This window comes from Paenibacillus sp. J2L1-98 (assembly GCF_056269405.1).
Window position 1 is genome coordinate 404,823 of record NZ_JBWDNW010000002.1, and the last position, 24,107, is coordinate 428,929.

The following is a 24,107-nucleotide window of genomic DNA, read 5'->3' on the forward strand; positions in this document are numbered from 1 at the left end:
TAATCATTTCTATCCATATGAACAAAAAAAGCTCCTGCAAAAGCAGGAGCGTTGGTTTAGATGATGACGGAAGTGTGTAAGCGGAAAAAGACATAATTGTAGGTAAAGTCAAAAAGCGCTTATACTATCCTCCGCACCTATGCGCGCAAGAAAAGTTCAGCTCCTTCAGCAAAACCCGTACAAATAACTGCCTCACTCTGCTTCTCTCAACTAGTCTCGACTCATCTCAACTCAGCTCATAACCCTGCTCTGCTCTCTCACTTACGTTACTAAATATACAACAACGAACACCCGTGCGTCAACAAAGGGATTGTTATGATGATGAGCTTAACAAGTGTAAACGGCATTTGCCGTCATTGGACGGTAAATGCCTGCTTTGCTTTGAAATAAATGCAGCGCACATGATTCAAATGTATAAGAGCTAATATTTGAATAATAGCTTTAAGCTTTGGACAAGTCTGGACGAAGCGCTTTCGCGCCGCTTAAATAAACATGACGTATTTCCGCTTGCGTTTTGTCCGTGTTGATTAACACCATCAGTCTGATGCATCGTTCTAGACTGCCCTTTACCGGAACTTCCAATGCACACATAAGCGGAACAAGCTCCCAGCCGTTCATTTGACGAATCGCACGAGCCGGGAATGTCTCGTCAAGATCGTTCGTAACGGTCACGAATACGCTGCAAATGTCGTCCGGCACAATCTCATTGTCAGCGACGATCGCATTCAGCATCTCAATCGTTGCATTCAAAATCGGCTGCTCTTCATTGACATCAACGGTAATCGCACCGCGAATTCCTCTAACACTCATTACTGCTCCGCCTCCTGTTTCAATTGCTCCACAATTTCCCGCACCCATTGCACGGGCACATCGGGTTTTATTTCGACTTCGCCAATGGCTGTTGGAACAACAAATACCATCGTACCCTCTGCAAATTTTTTATCGTGCATCATCGCATCCATAATCTTGTCTACGTCAATATGCTCAGGCAACCGCACAGGCAGCCCGCATTTCGCAAGCACCCGCTTCGTTACCGTGTATACCTCTTCAGGCGCACCATAACGCAGACCGAGCTTCGCCGATCCAATCATGCCGATCGATATCGCTTCGCCATGCATAAATTCGCCGTAACCGGCGACCGCTTCTATGGCATGACCAATCGTATGACCTAAATTCAAGATGGCCCTGAGATCGTTCTCCCGCTCATCCTTCGATACCACGGCCGCTTTCACGCTGCAGCCTTTATACAAAGCATAACCAAGCGCTTCAGCGTCGAGCGCAAGCAGCTTTTCGGAATTGTTCTCACACCAATCAACGAACTGTTCATCCCAAATGAGGCCATGTTTGACCACTTCAGACAAGCCGCCGCTCACGTCTCTTGGAGGCAGCGTCTGAAGCGTATGCAAATCATACAAGACCAGCTCAGGCTGATGGAAAGCTCCGATAATATTTTTGGCAAGCGGATGATTGACTGCTACTTTGCCGCCTACGCTGCTGTCATGCGCCAATATCGTAGTTGGAACCTGAACGAATTTAATGCCGCGCATATAAGAGGCAGCCACAAAGCCTGCAAGGTCCCCTACAACACCGCCGCCAAGCGCCACGATAGCAGATTTCCTGTCCAGCCCTGCTTCCAACGCTTTCGTGACAAGAGACTCAAGCATCGTCAATGACTTCGAGCTCTCCCCTGAAGGAACGACTACACTCGACGTCTTGAAGCCTGCGCCCGCCAGCTCTGATTCAAGAGCATGCAAATGGAGTTCGGCTACATGGCTGTCTGTAATGATCAGCAGTGGAGATTTCTTGCTAATTCCGTGCTTTATGAAGTAGGAGGAAGCCTCCTGCAGGAGGCCCTCTCCGATGTATATGGGATAAGAACGGTCGCCTAATTCAACTGTAAGCTCACGCATCCTTAGTACCGTCCCAGCTGTTCAAGGTAATTGTTCAAGTTAGCGCGAATTTCCTCGATGGAATCGCCGCCGAACTTTTCAAGAAAGGCTTTGGCAACTTCCCAAGCAACAACATGTTCCATAACAACGCTGGCAGCCGGCACTGCACAGCTGTCGGAACGCTCTACTTGTGCGGTAAATGGCTCTTTCGTATCGATATCTACGCTGCGAAGCGGTTTATAGAGCGTCGGAATCGGCTTCATCACGCCGCGTACGACGATTTGCTCCCCGTTCGTCATACCGCCCTCGAAGCCGCCAAGGCGATTCGTTGCACGATGATAGCCGCGTTCCGCATTATACATAATTTCATCATGAACCTGCGAGCCGCGAAGCTTAGCCGCTTCGAAGCCAATGCCGATCTCGCAGCCTTTGAATGCATTGATGGATACGACCGCTTGCGCAATACGACCATCAAGCTTGCGGTCCCACTGCACGTGGCTGCCTAGACCGATTGGCACGCCTTCGATAATGCATTCCACAATGCCGCCGATGGAGTCGCCCTCCGCTTTAATTTGATCGATATAATCCGTCATCTTCTGTTCGGTTTCCTTGTCCACGACACGAACGGAGGATTCCTCCGTCAACCGGATCAACTCATCGACAGGAAGCTGATTAGCTGGCGCTTCAATTTCGCCGATACTAATAACTTGTCCGGCTACTTTAATGCCGAATTCCGCAAGCAATTGGCGGGCTACCGCACCGACAGCTACACGGGCAGCCGTTTCACGGGCGCTTGAGCGCTCCAATACGTTGCGCAAATCCTTCAGATCATATTTCAGACCGCCGTTCAAATCCGCATGACCCGGACGCGGGCGATGAACGCGGCGCTTCTCTTCGTCACTGCCTTCGATTGGTTCAATATTCATAACAGAGGTCCAGTGCTTCCAGTCATTGTTTGCCACGACAAGCGCTACAGGAGCTCCAGTCGTTCTGCCATGACGCACGCCTCCGACAATGTTAGCGGTGTCTTTCTCGATTTGCATCCGACGTCCACGACCATGACCCTTCTGGCGACGGTGCAGCTGAAAGTTCAATTCCTCGAAATCAATAGTCAAATTACTTGGCAGTCCTTCAATTATAGCTGTTAATTGGGGACCATGCGTTTCTCCAGCTGTCAAATACCTTAAACTCAACCAAAGCTCCTCCTTCAAAGCAAGCCTATAAGCGCCTGCTATGCTTTACTGCACTAAACATCTTTGCTCATTATAGTACAGCGCATCCGGTTTGACAAGAATTTGAACCCGCCGGGCGCCGCAGTCCGGGCAATAAAAGAGGCCGGCGGAATCGTCCTGTTGAAAGACAATTCCGCCAGCCTGAACCGCTTGCCGCTTATTAACTGTTGACCGATCTTTTCACAAGCAGCGCTTTTCCATCTTTCGTTAGCATCGGATCATTGATGAGTCTCGTCATTTGTCCGCTGTCTACTCCGATAATTTGCGCGCATTCCTGAATCGATATAAAACCACGCCTATAGGCGGCAATAACCTTACGCTTATCCATCGGTTGCTTCATCCTCCAAGTCATTTACGTTATAACTAGTATAGGAGAAGTTAGAAATCGGTATACATGCCCCTTAAACTCGGCGGTAAAAGAAGGTATCCGCGGTTTCAAATCCGTATTGGGCTGGCGAGAAAATCTGCTCCGTGCTTCCAACAAATAGCAGTCCGCCAGGCTTAAGCGCCTTAGAAAACTTATGATACAGCAGATGTTTTGCTTCTTCCGTGAAGTAGATCATCACATTCCGGCATACGATTAAATCAAACGAGCTGTCGAAAAGATCATGCAGAAGGTTTTGCTGCTTGAATTGTATGAATTGCTTCAATGAGTCCGAGACTAGATAAGCGCCATCCGCCTGCCTAAAATATTTTTGCCGATACGCCTGCGGAACGTCGCGCAGCGAGCGCTCCAAATAACTGCCTTCCATCGCCTTCTGCAGCACATTCGAATCTAAATCCGTCGCCAGAAGTGAGGAACGCTGCAGCACTCCGAGCTCCGATAAAATCATTGCAAGCGTATAAGGCTCCTCTCCCGTAGAGCAAGCCGCACTCCACACCTTTAGGCGGTTTGCAGTACTAAGCATCTCTGGGAAAAAGCGTTTTTGCAAAACCTCCCAACGGGAAGGATTTCTCCAAAATTCGGAAACGTTAATCGTCATGCGATCCAAAAATTCATTAAGCATGCTGCGGTTTTGTTCAATGGCTTTCCAGTAATCCTCGAAATTATGAAATCCATGCTTCATTCGCAATGTGGTCAGCCTGCGCTTCATTTGGGCTTCCTTGTACTGCGACAAATCGATGTCGGTCTTTTGCTTTATCCGAACGATAAATTGTGAGAAATCACGATCTTCAAGCATTGCTTCCTCCATCACTAGTTGTCTGGAAAATCAAATCCACCGCTGAATCGTATGCTCGTAGTCAACAAGCTCTTCCTTGGAGAAGAAAATACCGATCTCTCTTTCCGCATTGGCTGCCGAATCGGAGCCGTGAATAAGATTGAAATTCGTATGTACCGCTAAGTCGGAACGAATTGTTCCCGGAAAAGCGTCCAGCGCATCGGTCTTGCCAATTAGAGCGCGAGACAGTGCTATCACGTTGTCGCCCTGCCATACCATCGCAAAAACCGGACCTGATACGATGAAATCGAGGAGCGGCTCGTAAAATCCTTTGCCCTTATGCTCTTCATAGTGCCGCTCTGCAAGCTCGCGGCTAATGACCATAAATTTGGCTGCCGACAGCTGCAGTCCCTTTCTTTCAAATCTCGAAACGATCTCGCCAATCAAGCCACGCTGAACGCCATCCGGTTTAATCATCAGAAAAGTTCTCTCCATCTCCAACCATTCCTTTCAAATTTGCATAATTAATAATTACGTTTACCGACAAAATGTGCAATGTCGATCAAGTTCTTTTTCGCTGTCACATTAGGTAATCCCTCTAATGCGGTAAGAGCTTTTTTTATATACCGGTTCGCGAGCTGATCCGCAAGCTCTCCTCCGTCGCTATTCCTTATCATTTCGATAGCGCGCCCTGCATCCTTTTTCCCCCCATGCTCTCGAAGCGCCGAGATTTCGCTTAACAGCGGACCGCGCGTTTTCAAGTCCTGCAAAGCGAGAAGAACAGGCAGTGTTATGTTACCTTGACGCATATCGGAACCGGGCGGCTTGCCGATTTGCTTCTCCGTTCCATAGAGATCAAGCAGGTCGTCACGAATTTGAAACGCCATACCGACATTATAACCGTATCGATACAAGCGATTAGCCGTCATACGATCGGTATTTGCCGCAACGGCGCCAAGCTGACAGCTTATGGCGATCAATAAAGCCGTTTTGCGCCTTATTCGAAGCAAATAATTACGAATGGATTGCTCTGTATTAAAGAAATCGCGAATTTGTTCCATCTCGCCGATACACATCTGTACAAGCGCATTTGATAAAATTTGATGAATTTGCGGATTAGGAAGCTGAGCTGCAATGGTTAACGCTTTACCGTGAATAAAATCTCCCGTGTACATCGCGATGCGATTGTCCCACTTGGATTTGACAGTAAGCTGTCCGCGACGAGTATCAGCATCGTCAATGACGTCGTCATGCACAAGCGAAGCCATATGTATAAGTTCAAGAGGTACTGCGACCCGCTTCATCACATCAAGCCGGTAATCGCCGAATTTACCGGCAAGCAGCACGAAGATCGGTCTGATCCGCTTTCCTCCGGCTTTGAGCAGGTGCAAAGAAGCCTCGCCGAGCAGCACATGGTCATCCGACACGCTCCGCTCCAGCTCCTGTTCGATCTGATTTAGGTCGCCTTTCATCTTTGCATACAAGTCTAATAGTTTCATTCTTTCACCTATTGGGCAGATTGGTCTTCAAAAAAAGTAAGCTCCACTTCATTCGCCAGCAGTCCAAGCTGCTTGGAATAATCAAAATATAACTTAAGTCCTTCTTGCAGCTTGCTCCCAAAATCATATTGAAGCGAATGAAAGTACATCTCCCAGTACGTCGATACTCCTCCAAGCTGCGAGCAGGCTTGCTCAATTAGCGGACCAAGATGAGCCTTATTATACTGTTTGCTCGCATCCAGTGCCTTATGCACAGTATGTATGGCTTCTGGTGATGCTATAGCTACTTCTTTACGTGCTGCAACTACGGCATACGTCATGCCAAGACCCGTCCACTGGTTCCACAATTGTCCTAAGTCAATGACATGCAGCCCATGTTCCCGCCAGGATGCTTGGATAGCAGGGTCACCAATTATGAGCGCCGCATCTGAAGTCTCCAGCATTCGATCAAGATCGGGCGCTTCTGTTACATATTCCGGATTGCAGTCAAAGTGCAAAGCCATCAAAATTTTTAACAAATTGACGGAAGTCGCCGATGTCGCCGTAACCGCAATCCGGTCAGGCCGCTTTCGCTCAATCGGCTCCTTCATAAACAAAAGAATTGAGTTTACAATGCCGACTGAGCCGACCGACAATTCCGGAAGCAGCACATATTCAGACGCGTTTTGTCCATAGGAGAAGGACGAAATGGCCGATACGTCTAATTCACCGGACTTCAGCATCCGGTTTAATTCAGAAGGTACGCGCTTTATCACATTAAAGAGATTCCCATCTGCCCGCTCCTCGAACTGATGAAATAGCGGCCAAGCATTCGCGTAATCAATTCTTCCGATGGTGATCGGGCGATTCATGCCCATTCTGTTCATCTCCCCATCTTCTGTACAAATCATGTTCGATTGCCATATTATCAAGTAGTTTGCCAACCATGAAATCAATCATTTCATCCATCGATTGCGGTTTGTAATAAAAAGCCGGCATAGCCGGAATGATTCTAACACCAAGGCGCGCTAACTTCAGCATATTTTCGAGATGAATAGCATGAAGAGGCGTTTCTCTTGGGATGATAAGCAGCTGCCGATTCTCTTTAAGCATGACATCCGCAGCTCTAGTCATCAAATCATCGGAAATGCCGTGCGAGATTGACGCAAGCGTCCCCATCGAGCACGGCACAATAACCATTCCTTGAACGCGGTAAGAACCGCTTGCTATGCTTGCGCCAATATCCGCATTCGGATGGAACACAAGCCTTTTGTCAGCAACAGCATCGCCGAAGCGCTGTTCAAGCGCAGCTGAGCGACGTGTCGTCTCCCAGCCGAGCTCTTCCTTCAGCACACGCCAGCCTGCTTCCGTAACGACCAAATGAACCTCGTAATTCATCTGGAGAAGCACTTCGATGAGCCGGATGCCGTAAATGGAACCGCTGGCTCCTGTAATACCGACCACCCATCGATTCTTCCACCCGGGTACATATACATCCTTGCTGCCGGCTACCATTGGTGAATCACCAACAAATCAACGATTGTAAATAAAAACAGCACGACGCTAAGTGTACCGTTCATTCCAAAAAACGCAGTTTGGACGCGTGACAAATCGTTAGGGCGAACAAGCCAGTGCTGGTAGAACAACAACGAAATGGAGATTAACGTTCCCAGCAAATACATCCAGCTCAGGTCCGTTAGCCAAAACAACGTAACAAAGCCGATTGCCGTAACGACATGCAGCGAACGTGCGATCCAAAGCGCTCCTGCAATGCCAAACCGAGCGGGAATCGAATACAAGCCCGCATTACGGTCATATTCAAAATCTTGAGTCGCATAAATGATATCAAAGCCTGCGATCCACAAAGCAACCGTTATAAACAGAAGCCATGCAGCCGGATCAAATCCGCCTGTAATCGCAACCCAGCCGCCAAGCGGCGACAGCGCGATCGTTAAGCCTAAAATAATATGGCATAGCCATGTGAAGCGCTTCGTGTACGAATAGAGCACCAGCATCACAACTGCGATTGGCATCAGCTTAAGTGCGATCGGCGCCAAATTCGCAGTGGCGACGAACAGCAAAACGAAAGAAACGATAATAAACAACAATACCTCCGCCGACTTAAGCAAACCAGCAGGAAGCGCCCGTTTCTCCGTACGCGGGTTGCGCAGATCAATCGCTTTATCGATGAGGCGATTCAAGCTCATCGCTGCGCTGCGGGCCCCGAACATCGCTAGCGTAATCCAGCCGATCTCTCCCCAGGAAGGAAGACGCTGCTCCATCATCACTGCGCCCAAAATTGCTCCCATAAAAGCGAACGGTAATGCAAAAACCGTATGTTCAAACTTAATCATTTCTAAAATAATGCGTAGTTTGCGAATCATTGCTGCTTCTTCTCCTTTGTCCCCATATGCAGCGCAGCTACTCCGCCGGTCAGAGGATATGCCTTCACCTGCTGAAGACCCGCTTCTTCAAACAGCTCTGCAAGCTGCTGTCGACCGGGGAACATTTTGAGCGATTCTGGAAGCCATTTGTATTCTTGAAAGCTCTTTGCAATAAACTTGCCCATTAATGGCAATAGACGCTCGAAATATAAGTTGTACATGGCTTTGAAGGGCTGCCAGGTGGGTTTGGAAACTTCTAAGCATACCACCTTACCACCCGGTTTCACGACGCGCCGCATTTCATTTAAAACTTGTAAATAGTCAGGCACATTGCGAAGACCGAAGCCAATTGTAACGAAATCGAAGGTGTTATCCTCGAAAGGCAGGCTCATTGCATTTCCTTGAATTAACGTAATTTGCTTATTTAATCCAAGCTTTTCTACTTTAACGGCTCCGACGTCGAGCATGTTTTGACTAAAATCCAGCCCAACGACCTTCCCGGTTACGCTTGCGTCTGCAAGTGCAATCGTCCAATCGCAGGTGCCGCAGCAAAGATCAAGCGCGGTTTGTCCAGGCGCTACGTTCATTTGCTTCATCGTAAATTTACGCCAAGCCTTGTGGCGTCGAAAGCTGATGAGATCATTCATCAAATCGTATTTCGGTGCAATCCGTTCAAATACGCCATGTACATGGCTTTTGGAGTTCGTATCCATCGTTTATGTCACCTCATCTCGTTGAGTGCAGGCGTGAAACCGGTATGTTCGTTTAACAGTGCATCGACGATCACAGTCAACTCACTGAACAACTTGTCCGATTCCAGCTTGCCAGCTAATGACTTCACGGCATCCGCTGAATGTTTCAGCTTCGCTTTGAGCTGGCTGCGCACATTATATTTTTCCGCCAGACTGTAAATGAATGCAGGCTCCTGCATGCGCTGATTAAGCTGCTGACGCTCCTCTTCGGTACCCTCTTGCAGCAGATGCCAGTAGGCCCAACTCTTATCGAATCGAGCCGGACTTTCCATGCGGATGATTTCATCAACCAAGGCCTCGCAGCGGCAAACGCCGTCAAGTATCTCTGACCAGCCGTGAGACAGCGAACCCTCCAATACGTCTGAGAAAATTTGAAACAAGGTGGCTTTAAGCTGCACCGTGAGGCTCAAATATTCCTCCGCGGACATTTTGAGCTGTCTCATCCGGACATAAAGATTTACTTTCAGCCTGTTCACTTCGGAGACCGCGCCGCTGATTTTGGAAATCATGTCAATTTGGCCGGCTTGCGAAAGCAATTGATAAAATGTCGCACTAAAATAATCCCCTGCAAGCACCTTTAGCTGTCTTGAGCGCATTTCCGGCTCAGTCCGCCGCTCCAGGTCCGTATCGATTAAATCATGCGTGTCCATCCCTAGCTGTACGAGTGATACGACAAGCGTATAGAGTTCGCTGTGCGTCTTGTGAGGCTCCTGCTCATTCAGAAACGCATAGAGCAAGCGAAGCCGTGCGTCGGGAAAGTCAGGAAGCGCCGTATGTGCTTGAATGATGTCGTGATCCACATACTTTTGAGCTATTTCAGGTATACGGTATGTTTTCATTTGGGGAAGCCTCCGAACAGAGAAGCGCAAATCGCCGCTCAATAATCTAAACTATTATAGCACAACTTTTTCTAAAGAGCATACGATTCAACCCTGTTGTTCAACAAATTGCAACATACATCCCTTTTAAAGCTGCGAAATGGAGGCAGGCTTCACAGTAAATCCCGACACCGGTCCAAACCGCTCTTCCCACGCTGAGGTGAAGCTCACCCGCAGTCTTTTTCGCCATAGCTCATCATGCACCGGATCAGACTGGGCAAGCCGGTCCATCTCTTGAATGAGCCAGTCGTCTGTTTTCCTCACATCGACAGCGGCAAGCAATGCTGCGCCGTCCGGCTTCTCCTCAACGATCCGGATAAGCACACGCTTCACGTTTTCTAATTGCAGGAAGGAGACACGCACCAGTTTCTCTACATCCGCAAACCATAACGAGGGTCTGCCCCCGCTTGCGCTGACTCTCATGTCAACGGACAATATCCCATTGCTCCACTCTGCCTTACTCAAGCGTTCATTTAGCTGAATGGCGATAAGAACGTCCACTAAATTGCTGTTGGTAAGCCTAACGGCCGGTGTCGCGTGAAAGACAGCCACTTCGCCTGGATTCGCTTTGTGCTGCCATGCTGCATGTGGAAGCCAAGTGAATAATAACGTTACCGCTACAGCGGTCATACATGCGGTTAGGAGTGGTTTTCCGATGTTCACCCTGCACCTCCAACTATTTGCTCATCATCCGAAACTAGTTCATACTTCATTGTACGAGCGGTGCAGGATGAATATTCGGACAGTAAGCAGGCAAAAAAAAAGCAGGCTTCGCCTGCCTTGCACGTGCTTGCTACTGATCGGTTTCCATTGTTCCGTATTTCGTCATTACGACCGCTTTACCGCGAATTTTAATTGCCGATGTATGATCGGTAAATTGGCAAATTAAAATTTCATTTTTGTCCAGCTTTTCCGTATGATGAAATTTTGTGTCCAGTCCGCGTGTTAAACCGATGACTTGAACGCCCTGATCCTTTGCTTTTACAACAATATACTCGCCATGTGCAGGCTCCATCGTTATCCCTCCGCATCCGAAATTCCAAACTATCCATGTGAATTATAGTGGAAGTATGACGTTTGTGCAATCTATTCCCTCTTGTATATAAACAAAAGACGCCCGAACGGCAGTCCGTCCGGACGTCACTAGCCGCAAAACGCGCCAATGCCGCCAATGGTTGGCGGCGAAAGCCGTCTGCGCTTGCTTATTCTTAATTGGATACGAGGTCCTTAAGTGATTTTCCCGGTTTGAACGCAGGCGTTTTGCTTGCCGCGATCTCGATTGGATCTCCCGTTTGCGGGTTACGGCCTTTACGGGCTTGGCGCTCGCGAACTTCGAAGTTACCAAATCCAACTAACTGCACTTTATCTCCGCTTTGAAGCGCATCGGAAATAGCATCAAAAACAGCATCAACGGCTTTTGTCGCATCCTTCTTCGAAAGATCAGTCAATTCAGCTACTTTTGAAATCAAGTCTGTTTTGTTCATTGTTTCACCTCCTCCAAAGTCCCTTACGGCGTCGTTATCATTGTAAGCATATAAACTCTCATCTTATCCCTCTTATTAACGGAAAACTTCAAAAATATACCTTTTGCCTGAACAAACCTATAGTAATACAGCCGTTTGCCAATTTCAAGTGTTAACGATCAATTCCTCCAAAACAAATAAAGCCGCTCCCTGTTTGGTAGCGGCCTATTCGTATACTAGATTCGTTCAACTACAGGATGATCGCAATTAATCCGCCAGAGCCCTCGTTGATAATGCGCCCAAGCGTTTCCTGCAGCTTATAGCGCGCGTTGTCCGGCATCATGGCAATTTTGCCTTGAATGCCCTCTCGCACAATAGAGTGCAGGGAACGGCCGAATATATCAGACTCCCAAATTTTGATCGGATCGTTCTCAAAGTCTTGCATTAAGTATCTGACCAGCTCTTCGCTTTGTTTCTCTGTGCCGATAATCGGAGCGAATTCCGATTCCACATCGACGCGGATCATATGAATGGACGGTGCTGTGGCCTTCAGTCTAACCCCGAAGCGGGAGCCTTGACGGATCAATTCCGGCTCGTCGAGTGCCATTTCCGCAAGTGTAGGCGCCGCAATGCCGTAACCGGTCGTTTTGACCATTTCCAGCGATTCTGCAAAGCGGTCATACTCCCGTTTGGCATGTGAGAATTCCTGCATCAGCTGCAGCAGGTGATCTTTACCCCTTATCTCAACTCCGACAACCTCCATCAGAATACGGTCGTACAGCTCATCCGGAGCGTACAGGTCGATTTCGGCGACACCCTGCCCCATATTCATGCCGCTCAAGCCGGCCCGGGCAATGAAGTCATATTCCATGAACTGGGTGACCACCCGATCGACGTCCCGCAGCCTTCGAATATCTTTGACGGTATCGCGCACTGAGCTCTCGTAGTTGCTGCGCAGCCAGTGATTGTCGTTCAGCACCATAACCCAGCTCGGTAAGTTTACATTGACCTCATGGACAGGGAACTCGTACAGTACTTCCCGCAATACGGAGATGACTTCCTCCTCACCCATGGTCGCTACGCTAAGCGTCATAACCGGAATATCGTATTTCGCTTGAAGCTCATTCCGCAATTGCAGCGCTTCTTCACTCTTAGGGCGTGTGGAGTTAATGACGAGCACAAATGGCTTGCCGACTTCCTTCAGCTCGTTAATGACGCGCTCTTCAGCTACGACATAGGAGCTGCGCGGAATTTCTGCGATTGTGCCGTCTGTTGTGACAACAACACCTAGTGTTGAATGCTCTTGGATTACTTTACGCGTTCCAATCTCAGCCGCTTCCTGGAACGGTATCGGCTCATCGAACCAAGGTGTCGTGATCATGCGCGGACCATTTTCGTCCTCATAGCCTTTCGCGCCCTCAACGGCATATCCAACGCAATCGACCAGTCTCATGTTTACCTCAAGTCCATCGGTAACCCTGAGCTGCACCGCTTGATTCGGAACAAATTTAGGCTCTGTCGTCATGATCGTCTTACCTGCGGCGCTTTGAGGCAGTTCGTCCACGGCTCTTACACGGTCTGATTCGTTAGCTATGTTCGGAAGTACAACCGTCTCCATAAACCGTTTAATAAACGTTGATTTGCCCGTCCGGACGGCCCCGACTACACCGAGGTAAATATCCCCGCCGGTTCTTTCGGCTATGTCCTTGAAAATGTCCACTTTCTCCACTGAATATCCCCTCCCAATTGATTTTTCCGGTTCGCCGCCATCCACCGGTCAATAGGGCAGGCCAGCGACGCAACTCGTACATGCTTTTTTGGACTAGTAACATCTTATGTGCAGGCTTTCCGATTATGACGATTCCTTCTACGAAATCTTTTTTCTTCGTCATCGAGCTTCCCTTCCAAGATTGAGTTATATGAGAAAAAGAGCATATCTATGACCGAAACGGCCAAAAAAAAACCTCTCCGAGACCAATAGTCAAGGAAAGGAATATAGCTATCGTATAAGTAAAAATCAGATTTTTCCTACGGTTGAACGGCCTGCGGCTCATTGTTCACAAAGCGGTAGGCCGGAGATTTAACGGGGACAAAATCCGTACCGTCAACCAGCAAAGTGCGCAAATCAAACGCGGCATCGAAATCATTTTTACCGCTTTTTTGCACGAATTGCATAATATCGATTCCGTAATCGGAGTATACAACACCGTTATCGTCCACTAGCGCTTGAATCGTTTGGCCTGAGAAAACACTTCGGATAGTCGGAACGGTTTTATTCATGCTTTTGTAATCAATATGGTAAAAACCGGGATATACCTGTTCCCCTTTCGGAAGCTTGCTGGTTGTCTGAATATAAGCGGTTACCCAGCTTTGAATGTCGTTTATCCTTTGAAAGGCTAAAATGTCGAGCAGCTTAACCCGCGGCTTAGTCTCTTCATCAATGACGAGGAAACTATAGTTGCCGCCGTTTTCAAAGGCAGAGGAGGGAATGTCGGTTAAATAGCCTGTCCGCCCGAGCTTTGCGAAATCGACATAAAACTTTTCATACTTCGGCGTTTCGGCCGTGCTGTTTTTGATTGGCAGCATGCCTGTTTCAGCTTTATATTGATCAATCGCCGCCTGCACGTTGCGTACGGCCTCTTTAGGAGCGACCTGATTTTGCTTAAGCTGATCCTTTGGATACATGCAGCCTGACAAAGATAACAGCATGATTAATAAGGCAACAAACGCCGCTGAATAATGTGCATGACGGCGCTGCCCCCCCGTTCTAAATCGAATCATCACATTTTCCTCCTACAAGGTTTGTGCAGCAAACCTGCTTCGTAAGCATAGGCTTAGCTTTGTGAAACAAACTGTCTCGTAATCGCAGCTACCATAATTCGTCGGTTTCCTCCGCCTGCCGCGCAAGCTGGCGAGCCACTGCCGCCCGAAGCGGATCTAACGGAATTTCCACATGAACCTTTCCCGCCACCTTTGCTTGGCAGGACAATCTAATGTTGTCCCCGTCTAAGCCTGAGAGCTTTCGCCTCTCATTATCCTCGATCGGCTGCAGCTCGCTTCCCGGCCTCACAGTGACCTTGCACATGAAGCAAGCGGCTTTGCCCCCGCATCTCGTTCGTATCGGTATATTGGCGCGTCTGGCTGCGTCTAGCAGCGTTGTACCCCGCTTGACCTTAATCGTTCGGCCTGATGGCCAAAACGTAACCTCACCGTCCATTACAAGCCACCGGCCTCTCTAGCTGATATCAAATGATGAAGGCTTCGCTTCGCTTCCATGGAGAACGTATTGTTTGCTTCGATTGCAAGAAGCGCATCCTCATGCAGGGCCGGAGCTTCCGCAAAAGCTTGAGCAATCAGATCAACGCGGTCCATGCGGTCGCGAAGATAGTTAAACCAAAGCTCATGCGCAAGCGGTACAATCGATACTGTCAATTCGTCTTCATTCAAATGAACCTGTTCAGCAAAAAGCATAAGCAGCTTGCGTACCATTGTCTCATAATGACTGCCGCAAGCTTTCACATGGAATCCTCCGACCAGCTCAACCTGTACGTCATGTATGCGGAAATGGCTGAGCTTAGAGCGATACATATCGGTTATGCTTATTGCAGGTTCATCAAGCGCAAAAGTCTTAAGCGCCTGATAAATGGACTGAACATCCTCATCGTCGCAATAAAGATCCAAATCGCGCGGTTCAGCGGATAACGGAAGCCCCCGAAGCATTAAGCTTGCGCTCCCGCCTATAACCCATTTCGCTGGACTTGATTGTGTGGCTTTGGTCACGGCAGCCAGCGCTTTATGAATGCGTTCATGTTCTGTCATCGCCGGCACTTCCTTTTTTTCAAAACGTAAACGGCTTCCCCCATCTTCTGGCGTTAAACCGTTTCGCGGTGTACGATAAATCAGTATAGAAGCTAATACTTTCAGCTTCTAAAGCATTAAAAATATGGTTTGTTAGCAGCAGCTATATTTCCGGCTCCAGCTTTGACAATCGCCTGACAGCCCAGCCGATAGCCTTCCTCAAACTCCTCAGGCTCAAGGCGGTCCCATTCCTCGTCCGTTATGCCTTCCAGCTGGTCAGCGCCTTCGGTTATCAAACAACGGCAGCGGGCGCAGGTGCCCCGTGCACAAGAAAAGCTCCAATCGACATCATGCTTTAGCGCAAGATCAAGCAGCGACAAACCCTCTTCTGCTTCTATTACAGCTGTTTTGGATCTACCCTTTAATTCAATCATTGTATGTCTAAATCTCCCTTTCTGTTAGCTAATTCCACTCTCGTATGTAGAAATGCTAAATTATGGATATAAGTCCGCAAATAAATCCGATTATTAAAACAAAGAAGGCAAGCAGCGTAAGGACAAATTTCACTACGCCTTTCGTTTTTAAACGGGCGAACGTAATTAAAAGGGCCGCAATCGCCATCATGCCGATGCCGAACAGCGAAACCCACATTTTTGTCATTGCATCCATAGTAATTCCATTCTCCTAATCTATATCATTATGAATTCTCACCCATTATAACATCGCACAAGCGTAAACGGCTATCGCCGCCCTCTGGCGGCAAAAGCTCGTTTCGCGATGAAATATAAGCAGATATAAGGGTGAAACTTATACATTCTTATATTTTAAAAAAAAGGACAAAAGCTGACAGGGCATAGCGCCGAATGTGAACATCCGGAACGCCCCTCGCTTTTGCCGCTATCCTTTATTTTTTCATCATCATTTTCATGAGAGCTTCCATATTGCTCGTGCTCATGCCGCTAGCCTTAACAGCCTTAACGATATCGTTGATCGTCGAATCCGCAACCTTCACCTTAGCCATATCCGACACTTGCTTGATCAGCTTGCGCAGCTCGGCTTCATCTTTCATCGTATCATCAGTAACACCGCTGGCAAGTTTTTTGATTGAGCTTTCGGAAATATTTTTGCCGGTTTTTTTGTTGATCGAATTTAGAACGTCTTTGGAAAAGTCCTTCGCCATACCCTACACCTCCAGGATGCGCTAGTGTCTTGCACCATGCATCATATGAGGAGGAGATAGGTTTGGTGTAGGCGCTGGTCCTTAGCCCAGTTCCTCGATCTCATGCGTGCGAAGTCGTCCCATGAGATGCTCGACGGCTGTTCGGGGAGCTTTATTCGCGAACAAAACCTCGTAAAGCTGAAACGTAATCGGCATCTCGACATCATACTGCTTCGCCAAATCATAAGCGGCTCGCGTAGTTCGCACCCCTTCTACGACCATGCCCATTCGGCTGAGGACATCGTCTAGAGGCGTCCCGTCTGCCAGCATATAGCCGGCACGCCAATTGCGGCTGTGCTTGCTTGTGCACGTAACGACAAGGTCGCCAACGCCGGCTAGACCGGCGAAGGTAAGCGGATTCGCCCCCATAGCCGTGCCAAGCCTGCTGATCTCAGCCAAACCGCGAGTCAATAAGGCAGCTTTAGCATTATCGCCAAAATGAAGCCCGTCCGTCAATCCCGCTCCGAGCGCAATGATGTTTTTGATCGCGCCGGCAACCTCCACGCCCACCACATCCGGATTCGTATAAACGCGGAAATGTGTATTCATAAGCGCATCCTGAGCTTGCTCAGCCGCTTGCAGGTTTGCTGAAGCGACGACTACCGTAGTAGGCTGTTTAAGAATGACTTCTTCCGCATGGCTTGGTCCAGACAGTACAACAAGCTGCTCAAGCGGGCGTCCGAGCTCTTCAGAAAGTACAGTCGTCATCCTCTTCAGCGTGCCTGTTTCAAACCCTTTCGTCGCATGAACGACGAGCGTCTCAGATGACAAGTGCAGCGCTGCTTGTTTGGCCACCTCACGCATTGCGCCGGAAGGTGCAACGAATAAGGCGAGCTCTGCATTACGCAGCGCCAATTTCATATCCGTTGTTGCATGAATGAGTTCCGGCAGCTGAACGCCAGGCAAAAATTTTCTGTTCTCGCGATCCCGATTAATGCCTTCCGCCTGCTCCTCGCTGCGCGTCCAAAGGTTAACGTGATAGCCATTATTCGCTAGAACGGAAGCAAGCGCAGTACCCCAGCTTCCCGCCACCAGCACTGCTGCAATTTTCGTCGTTGATGGATTAGGCTTTGTCATGCGACGATCACTATCCTTTCTTTGCACCTAGCTTGTTTTCCGTTCCTTGAAGCAGCTTTACGATATTCGTCCGATGGCGTACGAAAGCAAATATACAGATCAGAAGACTTGCACAAAGTAAAGGCACGGAAAAATAAAAGATAGAAATAAATAATGGCGTTAAAGCCGCAAACAATAACGAGCCGAGCGAAACGTATCTGGTTAATGCAATCGTCAAGATCGCAACGGCACCGGCGCAAAGCGCAGGCACAAACGCAAGCGTCGCAATAACGCCAACGGTCGTAGCAATACCCTTGCCGCCCTTGAAGCGAAACCAAATCGGCCAGTTATGTCCGACAATGGCGGCAAGACCGCATAGAACGGGAATCCAATCATTTTCGCCTAGTCCGTGACCGATCCAGACAGCTGCGACCCCTTTGGCGATATCAAGTAAAAATACGAGTATGCCGGGCCCTTTGCCAAGCACACGCAACGTATTCGTAGCTCCAGCGTTACCGCTGCCGTGCTGACGTATATCGATGCCTTTGACCCATTTCGCTATTACGATACTGAATGAAACTGAACCTAACAAATAGCTTAAAGCAACCGCGATTACCCCATATAACAAGCTACTTCTCCCCTAATCTTCTTCGGACTTGCGACGCGAAAATATTCGTATCGGCGTCCCTTCAAAATTAAATGCTGCGCGAATTTTATTTTCCAAATAGCGCTCATACGAGAAATGCATAATTTCCGGATCATTGACAAATACAACAATCGTCGGCGGCTTGGTAGCAACTTGCGTTACATAGTTAATGCGCAGACGCTTGCCTTTATCGGACGGCGGAGGGTTGATAGCCACAGCATCCGAAATAACGTCATTAAGCAGATGCGTCTGAATACGCATCGCATGCTGCTCAGAAACATGATTGACGACAGGCAGCAGCTTATGTAAGCGCTGTTTAGTCAGGGCAGATAGATAAACGATTGGAGCATAGGACATAAACAAGAAGTGATCGCGGATGTTTTGCGAAAACATTTGCATCGTTTTCTCGTCCTTCTCAACGACATCCCATTTGTTTACAACAAATATCGATGCCTTGCCCGCTTCATGAGCATAACCGGCAATATGCTTGTCCTGTTCAATGATGCCCTCTTCTCCATTAATCAGGACCAGGACGACATCCGCGCGCTCGATTGCTTTCATCGCCCGCATGACGCTGTACTTCTCCGTAGATTCGTACACCTTGCCCCGTTTACGCATCCCGGCTGTATCGATCAACACATAACGTTGGCCGTCGCGTTCGAAAGGCGTATCGATCGCATCGCGCGTCGTACCTGCTACATTACTTACAATAACCCGGTCCTCACCAAGCAGCGCATTAACGAGAGAGGATTTTCCTACGTTCGGGCGTCCGATTAACGCAACGCGAATGACATCTTCATCGTACCCGTCATCCGTTTGTTCAGGCAAAAGCTCGACTGCCGCATCAAGCAAATCTCCGATGCCAAGCCCGTGCGAGCCGGATATAGCGATCGGTTGGCCAAAGCCCAGTCCGTAAAATTCGTAGACTTCGTCCATGCGGCTTTCATTATCAACTTTATTAACTGCAAGTACGACAGGCTTACCAGAACGGAACAGCATTTGAGCAACTTCATCATCCGCATGCGTCAAGCCGGATTTCGCATCGGCCATAAAGATAATTACATCTGCCTCTTCAACTGCGAGTTCAGCCTGCATACGAACAGATTTCATAATTTCATCTTCGCCATCGATTTCAATACCGCCAGTATCAATGATGCTAAACGGTTTTCCATTCCACTCTCCGGTGCCGTAAAGTCTGTCGCGCGTGACACCCGGTTTATCCTCAACAATTGCTAGACGGTCGCCGATGACCCGATTAAAAATGGTGGATTTACCCACATTCGGACGGCCGACAATAGCTATAACGGGTCTTGCCATAGTTTGTTTTCCACTCCTTCAAAAATACTCACGATAACCATCATAGCAAAAAAGTACGTTCTTGGCTAACTTTTCATATTACCTTGTGATTAACCAGTATAAAAGTGCCATTCTTCAAATCATGCGCGCTCGCATCCAAAATCTTCTCAAGCAGAAACGATGCAGCCTCAAGCTTATCCTCATTCTCCACGATAAATATAGGCGCGCCTCCTCCTACCGATTCTGCGTACATAGATACAACAGCGACGATTTCAGCCATGCTCGCCTGCCTCCTTTTTGTTCACGGACGCCTCCGTTGGCATCCGGACAGCGGATTCCAGTATTGGAACGCGCAAAATGACTTCCTTCCCTTTATCTGAATTAAGCTCCTGCGGCAAGATGAACACGGCTAACCGACCGTCCTTCATATCCAGCTTGGCCATCGGTATGAGGCCGGGCTCGCCATCGTCGCGATATACGCCTAGAATCGTAGCCATATCATAGAGGATCGCTTGACGCTGTCCGAGATTGCTTAATGTAACCTTCCCGTTCGAATTGTAAGGGGTCAAAATAAAACCCATTCCCCGCTCCGCAATAATTTCCTGATTTGATTTTAAACCGACATTCATAATATAGATGTCTCCAACAAACAAATCCGGTCCGTCTATCTTCACCTCGGCTGCTTGCACCGCAGCAATGTGAGAAACGGCTTTTCCTGATTTAAGTTTCTCGACAATCAAAAGCGACAATGCCCCTGCAAGGATGCCTATCCATATATTAACTAAAATACTAAATAAACTCGTTAATAAAGCTGTCATAATAACCAAGTAATTTCGTCCCTCGAACACCATTGCTATTCCTTCGATATAAGTCGACCCGCGCCCAACCAGCTCCATGCTGTCGATTTTCGTCAATGTATCCCGTTCCATCTTCCTGACATCTCTAAATTGCTGTGCTGCCAGCGTTAGAAAGGTGATGGCCGTATAGTCTTTATTGAACAATGCCGGTACGGCCACAGCCCCAAGCGCCGCTGCAATAACCCCTAACGAAATGTGGATAATGCGGCCGTGCGGATATGTCGGATACTGTCGATAGTCCGTTCTGAGCATGAGCAATCTTGAAATAATACCGAAGACGATGCCCAAAAGTACGCCTGCCAAAAATTTATTTTGGACGAGAAAATGCTGCATTATGAAGACCGTCCCCCCTTGATATGCCATAGCATACTGCTTAGCTTGGATGCGCCAAGCCGAATTGTTTTTAACAATAAATTGAACGATCTAGCCGCAGCCATCGCAATCCAAAAACTATCCCACCAGGATAAAGAACCGATATAAGCCGTATAAACACCGCCCTGCAGAACTGCATTCAGCATTTCCCCCAGCACCGCTCCCCACACGACCATACCAAACTGCTGCTTGACCTGGGACGTAAAAGCGCCGCAAAACATTCCGCAGAGTAAAGGGGCGTCCCATCTCGGATCTACCCAATGAAAAACGGGATCATAGCTGTACATTTTCCGAATAAAGCCCCAAATGACGGCAATCATTACCGCACACAAAAGCAAATACCCTTTATAACTCCAATCATCGGAATCTATATAGGTCATTAAGCCCGCCAGTATGAACAACCATGCGCTCACATGAAGCTGGATCTGAATTTGCGGGGGAAATGGCGACCACCATAGGGAAACGTTAAGCAGCAATGTCGTTATGATTCCGAGAAACGCCATCGTTCGACGGCTGATATCAGGAGCCAAATACGATTTCCAGCCCGTCGCGATCAGAATGAACACAATAATTATTATCCAAATCGACACATACCCAGGATTCACGTTATCACCTCTTGTACCCCCTATTATGCACCAAAAAAAAGGAGCTATTCCTGCGATGGCTCGCAGAAACAGCTCCTTGTATAAGAAAATTATTTTATTTAAGGTTTTTAAGCTTATCGCCGAAACGCTCTGCTAGTGAGTAGCTCATGCTCTCGTTGCTCAAGCTTACGTTCGGGTTATCGATTTTCTCGATTTTTGGCGAGCGTGGAGCTCTTTCAGGTCTAGCGCTAGGAGCAGCTTGCTCTGGCGCTTCTTCTGTTTCTTTGATGCTTAGGCTAACGCGTTTCTCAGCAGGGTTGAAGTCAAGAACTTTCGCTTGTACTTCTTGCCCTTCTTGAAGAACTTCGTTAGGTGTCGCAATGTGACGATGAGCGATTTGGGAAATGTGAACGAGTCCTTCCACACCTGGAGCGATTTCAACGAAAGCGCCGAATGGTACGATACGGCGAACAGTTCCTGTTACGATATCGCCAATTGCAAATTGAGCGCCTGCAGTATCCCAAGGACCTGGTTGAGCGGCTTTCAAGCTAAGGCTGATTTTGCCAGCTGCCGGATCAACTTTAAGTACTTTAACACGAACCGCTTGACCTTCAGCAACGACATCCTTCGGATGAGCGACATGCTGCCAGGAAAGCTCGGATACGTGAACGAGACCGTCGATGCCGCCGATATCAACGAATGCGCCGAATGGCGTAAGGCGTTGAACAGTTCCTTCTAGCTCTTGACCAACTTCAAGCGAAGCGATTACTTGCTTTTTGCTTTGCTCGAACTCTGCGTCAAGCACTTCTTTTTGGGAAAGGATTACTTTGTTGTTCTCACGGTCGATTTCTTTAACCTTTACGCGAAGCGTACGGCCTTTGTAATCGGAGAAATCTTCAACAAAGTGACGTTCAACCATAGAAGCCGGAATAAAACCGCGCACGCCTACGTCAGCCACAAGTCCGCCCTTCACAACGTCAGCAACGGCAACTTCGAATACTTCGCCGCTCTCAAAACGCTGCTCAAGCACATCCCATGCTTTCTCGCCGTCAACCAGACGTTTCGAAAGAACCAGCTTTTCTTTCTCGTCGTCGATGCTTACGACTTTAAGCTCAACCTCTTGACCGATTTGAACCGCGTCCGTAGCGTTCTCAATCTGCACTGCAGAAAGCTCGCGAATCGGAATGACACCGTCATATTTATATCCAAGGCTTACATAAGCTTGGTTATCTTCGATTTTGACGATCGTACCTTTAACGGAATCGCCTTTTTTCAAAGACACGAAATTATCCAAAGCGTCTTGGCTAACTTCTTCCGCCACGGATTCTTGCACATTAGTTTCTTCTGACATTGAAATAACCTCCTCAGTTCATACCCCAACTTTATTTAAATCCGCAAGCGCCTAGAGCGAAAGCAGCATTTAAAACATTAATTAACGATTGTTTGCAGCTAACTCGCGAATGCGAGCCATAATGGCGTCTGTTACTTGTTCAAGCATATCAGGCGATGATTCCTCAATAATTGCGGTAAGATCAATAGGCTTGCCATAACAAACAATCATTTTGCTAAACGGTCTATACTTGCCGATAATCGCAACGGGAACTACCGCTGCACCGCTGCGCACAGCAATCATGGCTGCGCCCTTCTTAGCCGCTCCAGATTGATTGTTTCGCGAGCCCTCAGGGAATATGCCGAGCACGTTGCCTTCCTTCAGCAAAGTGATCGCAGACTTGATCGCGTCCTTGCTTACGCCGCCGCGCTTAACCGGAAAAGCACCGAATGAGCGTATGAGAGGCCCGAAGACCGGAATCTTGAACAATTCCTCTTTCGCCATAAAATACACCATACGCTTCACCTTGACGCCAACCGTAGGCGGGTCAAAGTTGCTCAAGTGATTTGAAGCGAGGACGACTGGACCAGTGGCTGGAATGTTTTCCGTGCCTCTTGCTTCCAATCGGAACAACAACGTGTAAATGACACGCAGCAGAAACCGAAAAATAAGATATGACATAGTTTACTTCGCCTCCGCCATTTTGGTTCGGCTTAATTTCACAATTGCGAAAATTACTTCGTCAATTGTCATGGCGGTACTGTCGAGTACGACCGCGTCAGAAGCGCATATTAGCGGTGAAATCTCACGTTGCTCGTCCAATCGGTCACGCTCTGCAATCTCTTCTTCCAATTGCGCAAGCGTAACGGTTTGGCTGTCCGCAACTTCGCGGTAACGGCGAAGCGCCCGTTCTTTAACGGATGCAGTCAGAAAAATTTTCAATTCCGCATTAGGCAGCACGTGCGAACCAATATCCCGGCCATCCATCACGACACCCTTGCGCTCTGCAAGCTTGCGCTGCATGACTCCAAGTACTTGACGCACCGTTTCATTCGCCGCAAAATGGGACACCTGAAGCGTCACCTCGCGCGAGCGAATCAATGCGGTTACATTTTCACCATTCACGAATACGGACTGACCTTGTTCACCTGGCTCAAGCTCAATCTCTAAGGATCTTACTAGTTCAGCTAGTTTAGCAGTCTGGTCTGCCGTTACACCTGCTCGCTGAGCGGTCAGAGTTACAGCGCGATACATAGAGCCTGTATCGATATATACATATCCTAGCTGCTCGGCGACTTTTCGCGCAACCGTACTCTTGCCCGCGCCTGCCGGCCCGTCAATGGCAATATTCATGCAGTTGCTGTCACCTTCGTGATGCACCACTTAAGGTCAACCCCCTTTTAGTAGAGACGGCTGGCCGAATGCATGTAAGGATGCGACGCAAACCTCTCAAGAAAAAAGCAGGCTTTGCCTGCGAACGTGAAAATTATACCACACTATAACCGCAGATGCAAAAGCCGAGCGTCAGTTCAAGCGGGTTCCCTCCCACTGATCCACGCCCGTTAGCCAATGCCGAACAGCATCATTTTGCAAAGCTGCCTGCGAACATACTAATAAAATAACAAGCGTAATAATGATTTTCCGCAAAACGCTGCTAACATCTTCCGTTAACTTAAGCATCTGCTTGCGGCTTCTTTTTTTAAAAAAAGGCCT

The 24,107-nt window shown here is 48.3% G+C and carries 32 protein-coding genes; all 32 read right to left on the reverse strand.

Annotation, left to right across the window (positions count from 1 at the left end; genetic code table 11):
- Positions 1 to 441: 441 nt before the first annotated feature.
- Positions 442 to 810 (reverse strand): chorismate mutase, encoded by a 369-nt coding sequence (gene aroH, locus AC0YNZ_RS06590; RefSeq protein WP_475825866.1) that lies wholly within the window; start codon positions 808 to 810, stop codon positions 442 to 444.
- Positions 810 to 1,910 carry a 3-dehydroquinate synthase gene (aroB, locus tag AC0YNZ_RS06595; protein ID WP_475825867.1) on the reverse strand — a complete coding sequence of 367 codons (1,101 nt, stop codon included), beginning with the start codon at positions 1,908 to 1,910 and terminating at the stop codon, positions 810 to 812. The genes aroH and aroB overlap by 1 nt, the downstream gene beginning before the upstream one ends.
- Before the next feature lie 2 nt (positions 1,911 to 1,912).
- On the reverse strand, positions 1,913 to 3,082 hold the full coding sequence (gene aroC, locus AC0YNZ_RS06600; RefSeq protein ID WP_475825868.1) for a chorismate synthase: 1,170 nt from the start codon (positions 3,080 to 3,082) through the stop codon (positions 1,913 to 1,915).
- A gap of 199 nt (positions 3,083 to 3,281) precedes the next feature.
- Entirely contained in the window at positions 3,282 to 3,449 is a 168-nt protein-coding gene (locus AC0YNZ_RS06605) for a hypothetical protein (RefSeq protein ID WP_181426052.1), read from the reverse strand.
- Positions 3,450 to 3,522: 73 nt separating this feature from the next.
- Positions 3,523 to 4,302, reverse strand: coding sequence for a CheR family methyltransferase (locus AC0YNZ_RS06610; RefSeq protein WP_475825869.1), 780 nt, complete (start codon positions 4,300 to 4,302; stop codon positions 3,523 to 3,525).
- A gap of 30 nt (positions 4,303 to 4,332) precedes the next feature.
- Entirely contained in the window at positions 4,333 to 4,776 is a 444-nt protein-coding gene (gene ndk, locus AC0YNZ_RS06615) for a nucleoside-diphosphate kinase (protein ID WP_475825870.1), read from the reverse strand.
- Between the two features lie 29 nt (positions 4,777 to 4,805).
- A complete protein-coding gene (locus AC0YNZ_RS06620; protein WP_475825871.1) occupies positions 4,806 to 5,780 on the reverse strand; it encodes a polyprenyl synthetase family protein in 975 nt (324 codons plus the stop codon).
- A gap of 8 nt (positions 5,781 to 5,788) precedes the next feature.
- Positions 5,789 to 6,637, reverse strand: a complete 849-nt coding sequence (locus tag AC0YNZ_RS06625; RefSeq protein WP_475825872.1) for a menaquinone biosynthetic enzyme MqnA/MqnD family protein — start codon at positions 6,635 to 6,637, stop codon at positions 5,789 to 5,791.
- A complete protein-coding gene (locus AC0YNZ_RS06630) occupies positions 6,600 to 7,274 on the reverse strand; it encodes a UbiX family flavin prenyltransferase (RefSeq protein ID WP_475825873.1) in 675 nt (224 codons plus the stop codon). The genes AC0YNZ_RS06625 and AC0YNZ_RS06630 overlap by 38 nt, the downstream gene beginning before the upstream one ends.
- On the reverse strand, positions 7,268 to 8,143 hold the full coding sequence (locus AC0YNZ_RS06635; RefSeq protein WP_475825874.1) for a UbiA-like polyprenyltransferase: 876 nt from the start codon (positions 8,141 to 8,143) through the stop codon (positions 7,268 to 7,270). The genes AC0YNZ_RS06630 and AC0YNZ_RS06635 overlap by 7 nt, the downstream gene beginning before the upstream one ends.
- Positions 8,140 to 8,856, reverse strand: coding sequence for a demethylmenaquinone methyltransferase (locus AC0YNZ_RS06640; RefSeq protein ID WP_475825875.1), 717 nt, complete (start codon positions 8,854 to 8,856; stop codon positions 8,140 to 8,142). The genes AC0YNZ_RS06635 and AC0YNZ_RS06640 overlap by 4 nt, the downstream gene beginning before the upstream one ends.
- An 8-nt stretch (positions 8,857 to 8,864) precedes the next feature.
- Positions 8,865 to 9,734, reverse strand: a complete 870-nt coding sequence (locus tag AC0YNZ_RS06645; RefSeq protein WP_475825876.1) for a heptaprenyl diphosphate synthase component 1 — start codon at positions 9,732 to 9,734, stop codon at positions 8,865 to 8,867.
- A gap of 126 nt (positions 9,735 to 9,860) precedes the next feature.
- On the reverse strand, positions 9,861 to 10,436 hold the full coding sequence (locus tag AC0YNZ_RS06650; protein WP_475825877.1) for a hypothetical protein: 576 nt from the start codon (positions 10,434 to 10,436) through the stop codon (positions 9,861 to 9,863).
- Positions 10,437 to 10,566: 130 nt separating this feature from the next.
- The gene (gene mtrB / locus AC0YNZ_RS06655) at positions 10,567 to 10,788 is read right to left on the reverse strand and encodes a trp RNA-binding attenuation protein MtrB (protein WP_110770458.1); all 222 of its coding nucleotides are present in this window, start codon (positions 10,786 to 10,788) and stop codon (positions 10,567 to 10,569) included.
- Between the two features lie 193 nt (positions 10,789 to 10,981).
- A complete protein-coding gene (locus AC0YNZ_RS06660; protein ID WP_056627940.1) occupies positions 10,982 to 11,257 on the reverse strand; it encodes an HU family DNA-binding protein in 276 nt (91 codons plus the stop codon).
- Positions 11,258 to 11,486: 229 nt separating this feature from the next.
- On the reverse strand, positions 11,487 to 12,965 hold the full coding sequence (gene spoIVA, locus AC0YNZ_RS06665) for a stage IV sporulation protein A (protein WP_110770459.1): 1,479 nt from the start codon (positions 12,963 to 12,965) through the stop codon (positions 11,487 to 11,489).
- 299 nt (positions 12,966 to 13,264) lie between these two features.
- Complete coding sequence (locus AC0YNZ_RS06670; protein ID WP_475825878.1) at positions 13,265 to 14,017, reverse strand: hypothetical protein; 753 nt, start codon at positions 14,015 to 14,017, stop codon at positions 13,265 to 13,267.
- 88 nt (positions 14,018 to 14,105) lie between these two features.
- Positions 14,106 to 14,453, reverse strand: coding sequence for a 2Fe-2S iron-sulfur cluster-binding protein (locus AC0YNZ_RS06675; RefSeq protein ID WP_475825879.1), 348 nt, complete (start codon positions 14,451 to 14,453; stop codon positions 14,106 to 14,108).
- Positions 14,453 to 15,055, reverse strand: a complete 603-nt coding sequence (locus tag AC0YNZ_RS06680) for a nucleotidyltransferase domain-containing protein (protein WP_110770462.1) — start codon at positions 15,053 to 15,055, stop codon at positions 14,453 to 14,455. The genes AC0YNZ_RS06675 and AC0YNZ_RS06680 overlap by 1 nt, the downstream gene beginning before the upstream one ends.
- A 116-nt stretch (positions 15,056 to 15,171) precedes the next feature.
- A complete protein-coding gene (locus AC0YNZ_RS06685) occupies positions 15,172 to 15,468 on the reverse strand; it encodes a 2Fe-2S iron-sulfur cluster-binding protein (RefSeq protein ID WP_475825880.1) in 297 nt (98 codons plus the stop codon).
- Between the two features lie 55 nt (positions 15,469 to 15,523).
- Complete coding sequence (locus tag AC0YNZ_RS06690) at positions 15,524 to 15,703, reverse strand: DUF2768 family protein (protein WP_056627920.1); 180 nt, start codon at positions 15,701 to 15,703, stop codon at positions 15,524 to 15,526.
- Positions 15,704 to 15,938: 235 nt separating this feature from the next.
- Positions 15,939 to 16,214: a stage VI sporulation protein F gene (locus AC0YNZ_RS06695; protein WP_110770464.1), complete on the reverse strand. Its 276-nt coding sequence runs from the start codon at positions 16,212 to 16,214 to the stop codon at positions 15,939 to 15,941.
- Between the two features lie 81 nt (positions 16,215 to 16,295).
- Positions 16,296 to 17,330, reverse strand: a complete 1,035-nt coding sequence (locus AC0YNZ_RS06700; RefSeq protein WP_475825881.1) for an NAD(P)H-dependent glycerol-3-phosphate dehydrogenase — start codon at positions 17,328 to 17,330, stop codon at positions 16,296 to 16,298.
- Positions 17,331 to 17,340: 10 nt separating this feature from the next.
- A complete protein-coding gene (gene plsY / locus AC0YNZ_RS06705) occupies positions 17,341 to 17,937 on the reverse strand; it encodes a glycerol-3-phosphate 1-O-acyltransferase PlsY (protein WP_475825882.1) in 597 nt (198 codons plus the stop codon).
- A 12-nt stretch (positions 17,938 to 17,949) separates the two neighbouring features.
- Positions 17,950 to 19,272 (reverse strand): ribosome biogenesis GTPase Der, encoded by a 1,323-nt coding sequence (der, locus tag AC0YNZ_RS06710; RefSeq protein WP_475825883.1) that lies wholly within the window; start codon positions 19,270 to 19,272, stop codon positions 17,950 to 17,952.
- A gap of 73 nt (positions 19,273 to 19,345) precedes the next feature.
- Positions 19,346 to 19,531: a capping complex subunit for YIEGIA gene (locus AC0YNZ_RS06715; protein WP_475825884.1), complete on the reverse strand. Its 186-nt coding sequence runs from the start codon at positions 19,529 to 19,531 to the stop codon at positions 19,346 to 19,348.
- Positions 19,524 to 20,441 (reverse strand): YIEGIA family protein, encoded by a 918-nt coding sequence (locus AC0YNZ_RS06720; protein WP_475825885.1) that lies wholly within the window; start codon positions 20,439 to 20,441, stop codon positions 19,524 to 19,526. Before AC0YNZ_RS06720 ends, AC0YNZ_RS06715 begins: the two co-directional genes overlap by 8 nt.
- Positions 20,441 to 21,085, reverse strand: coding sequence for a YphA family membrane protein (locus tag AC0YNZ_RS06725; protein WP_475825886.1), 645 nt, complete (start codon positions 21,083 to 21,085; stop codon positions 20,441 to 20,443). The genes AC0YNZ_RS06720 and AC0YNZ_RS06725 overlap by 1 nt, the downstream gene beginning before the upstream one ends.
- A 94-nt stretch (positions 21,086 to 21,179) precedes the next feature.
- Positions 21,180 to 22,415: a 30S ribosomal protein S1 gene (rpsA, locus tag AC0YNZ_RS06730; RefSeq protein ID WP_475825887.1), complete on the reverse strand. Its 1,236-nt coding sequence runs from the start codon at positions 22,413 to 22,415 to the stop codon at positions 21,180 to 21,182.
- 81 nt (positions 22,416 to 22,496) lie between these two features.
- On the reverse strand, positions 22,497 to 23,075 hold the full coding sequence (locus AC0YNZ_RS06735) for a lysophospholipid acyltransferase family protein (RefSeq protein ID WP_475825888.1): 579 nt from the start codon (positions 23,073 to 23,075) through the stop codon (positions 22,497 to 22,499).
- Between the two features lie 3 nt (positions 23,076 to 23,078).
- On the reverse strand, positions 23,079 to 23,747 hold the full coding sequence (gene cmk, locus AC0YNZ_RS06740) for a (d)CMP kinase (RefSeq protein WP_475826157.1): 669 nt from the start codon (positions 23,745 to 23,747) through the stop codon (positions 23,079 to 23,081).
- Positions 23,748 to 23,918: 171 nt separating this feature from the next.
- Positions 23,919 to 24,074, reverse strand: a complete 156-nt coding sequence (locus tag AC0YNZ_RS06745) for a hypothetical protein (protein ID WP_475825889.1) — start codon at positions 24,072 to 24,074, stop codon at positions 23,919 to 23,921.
- Positions 24,075 to 24,107: the final 33 nt, after the last annotated feature.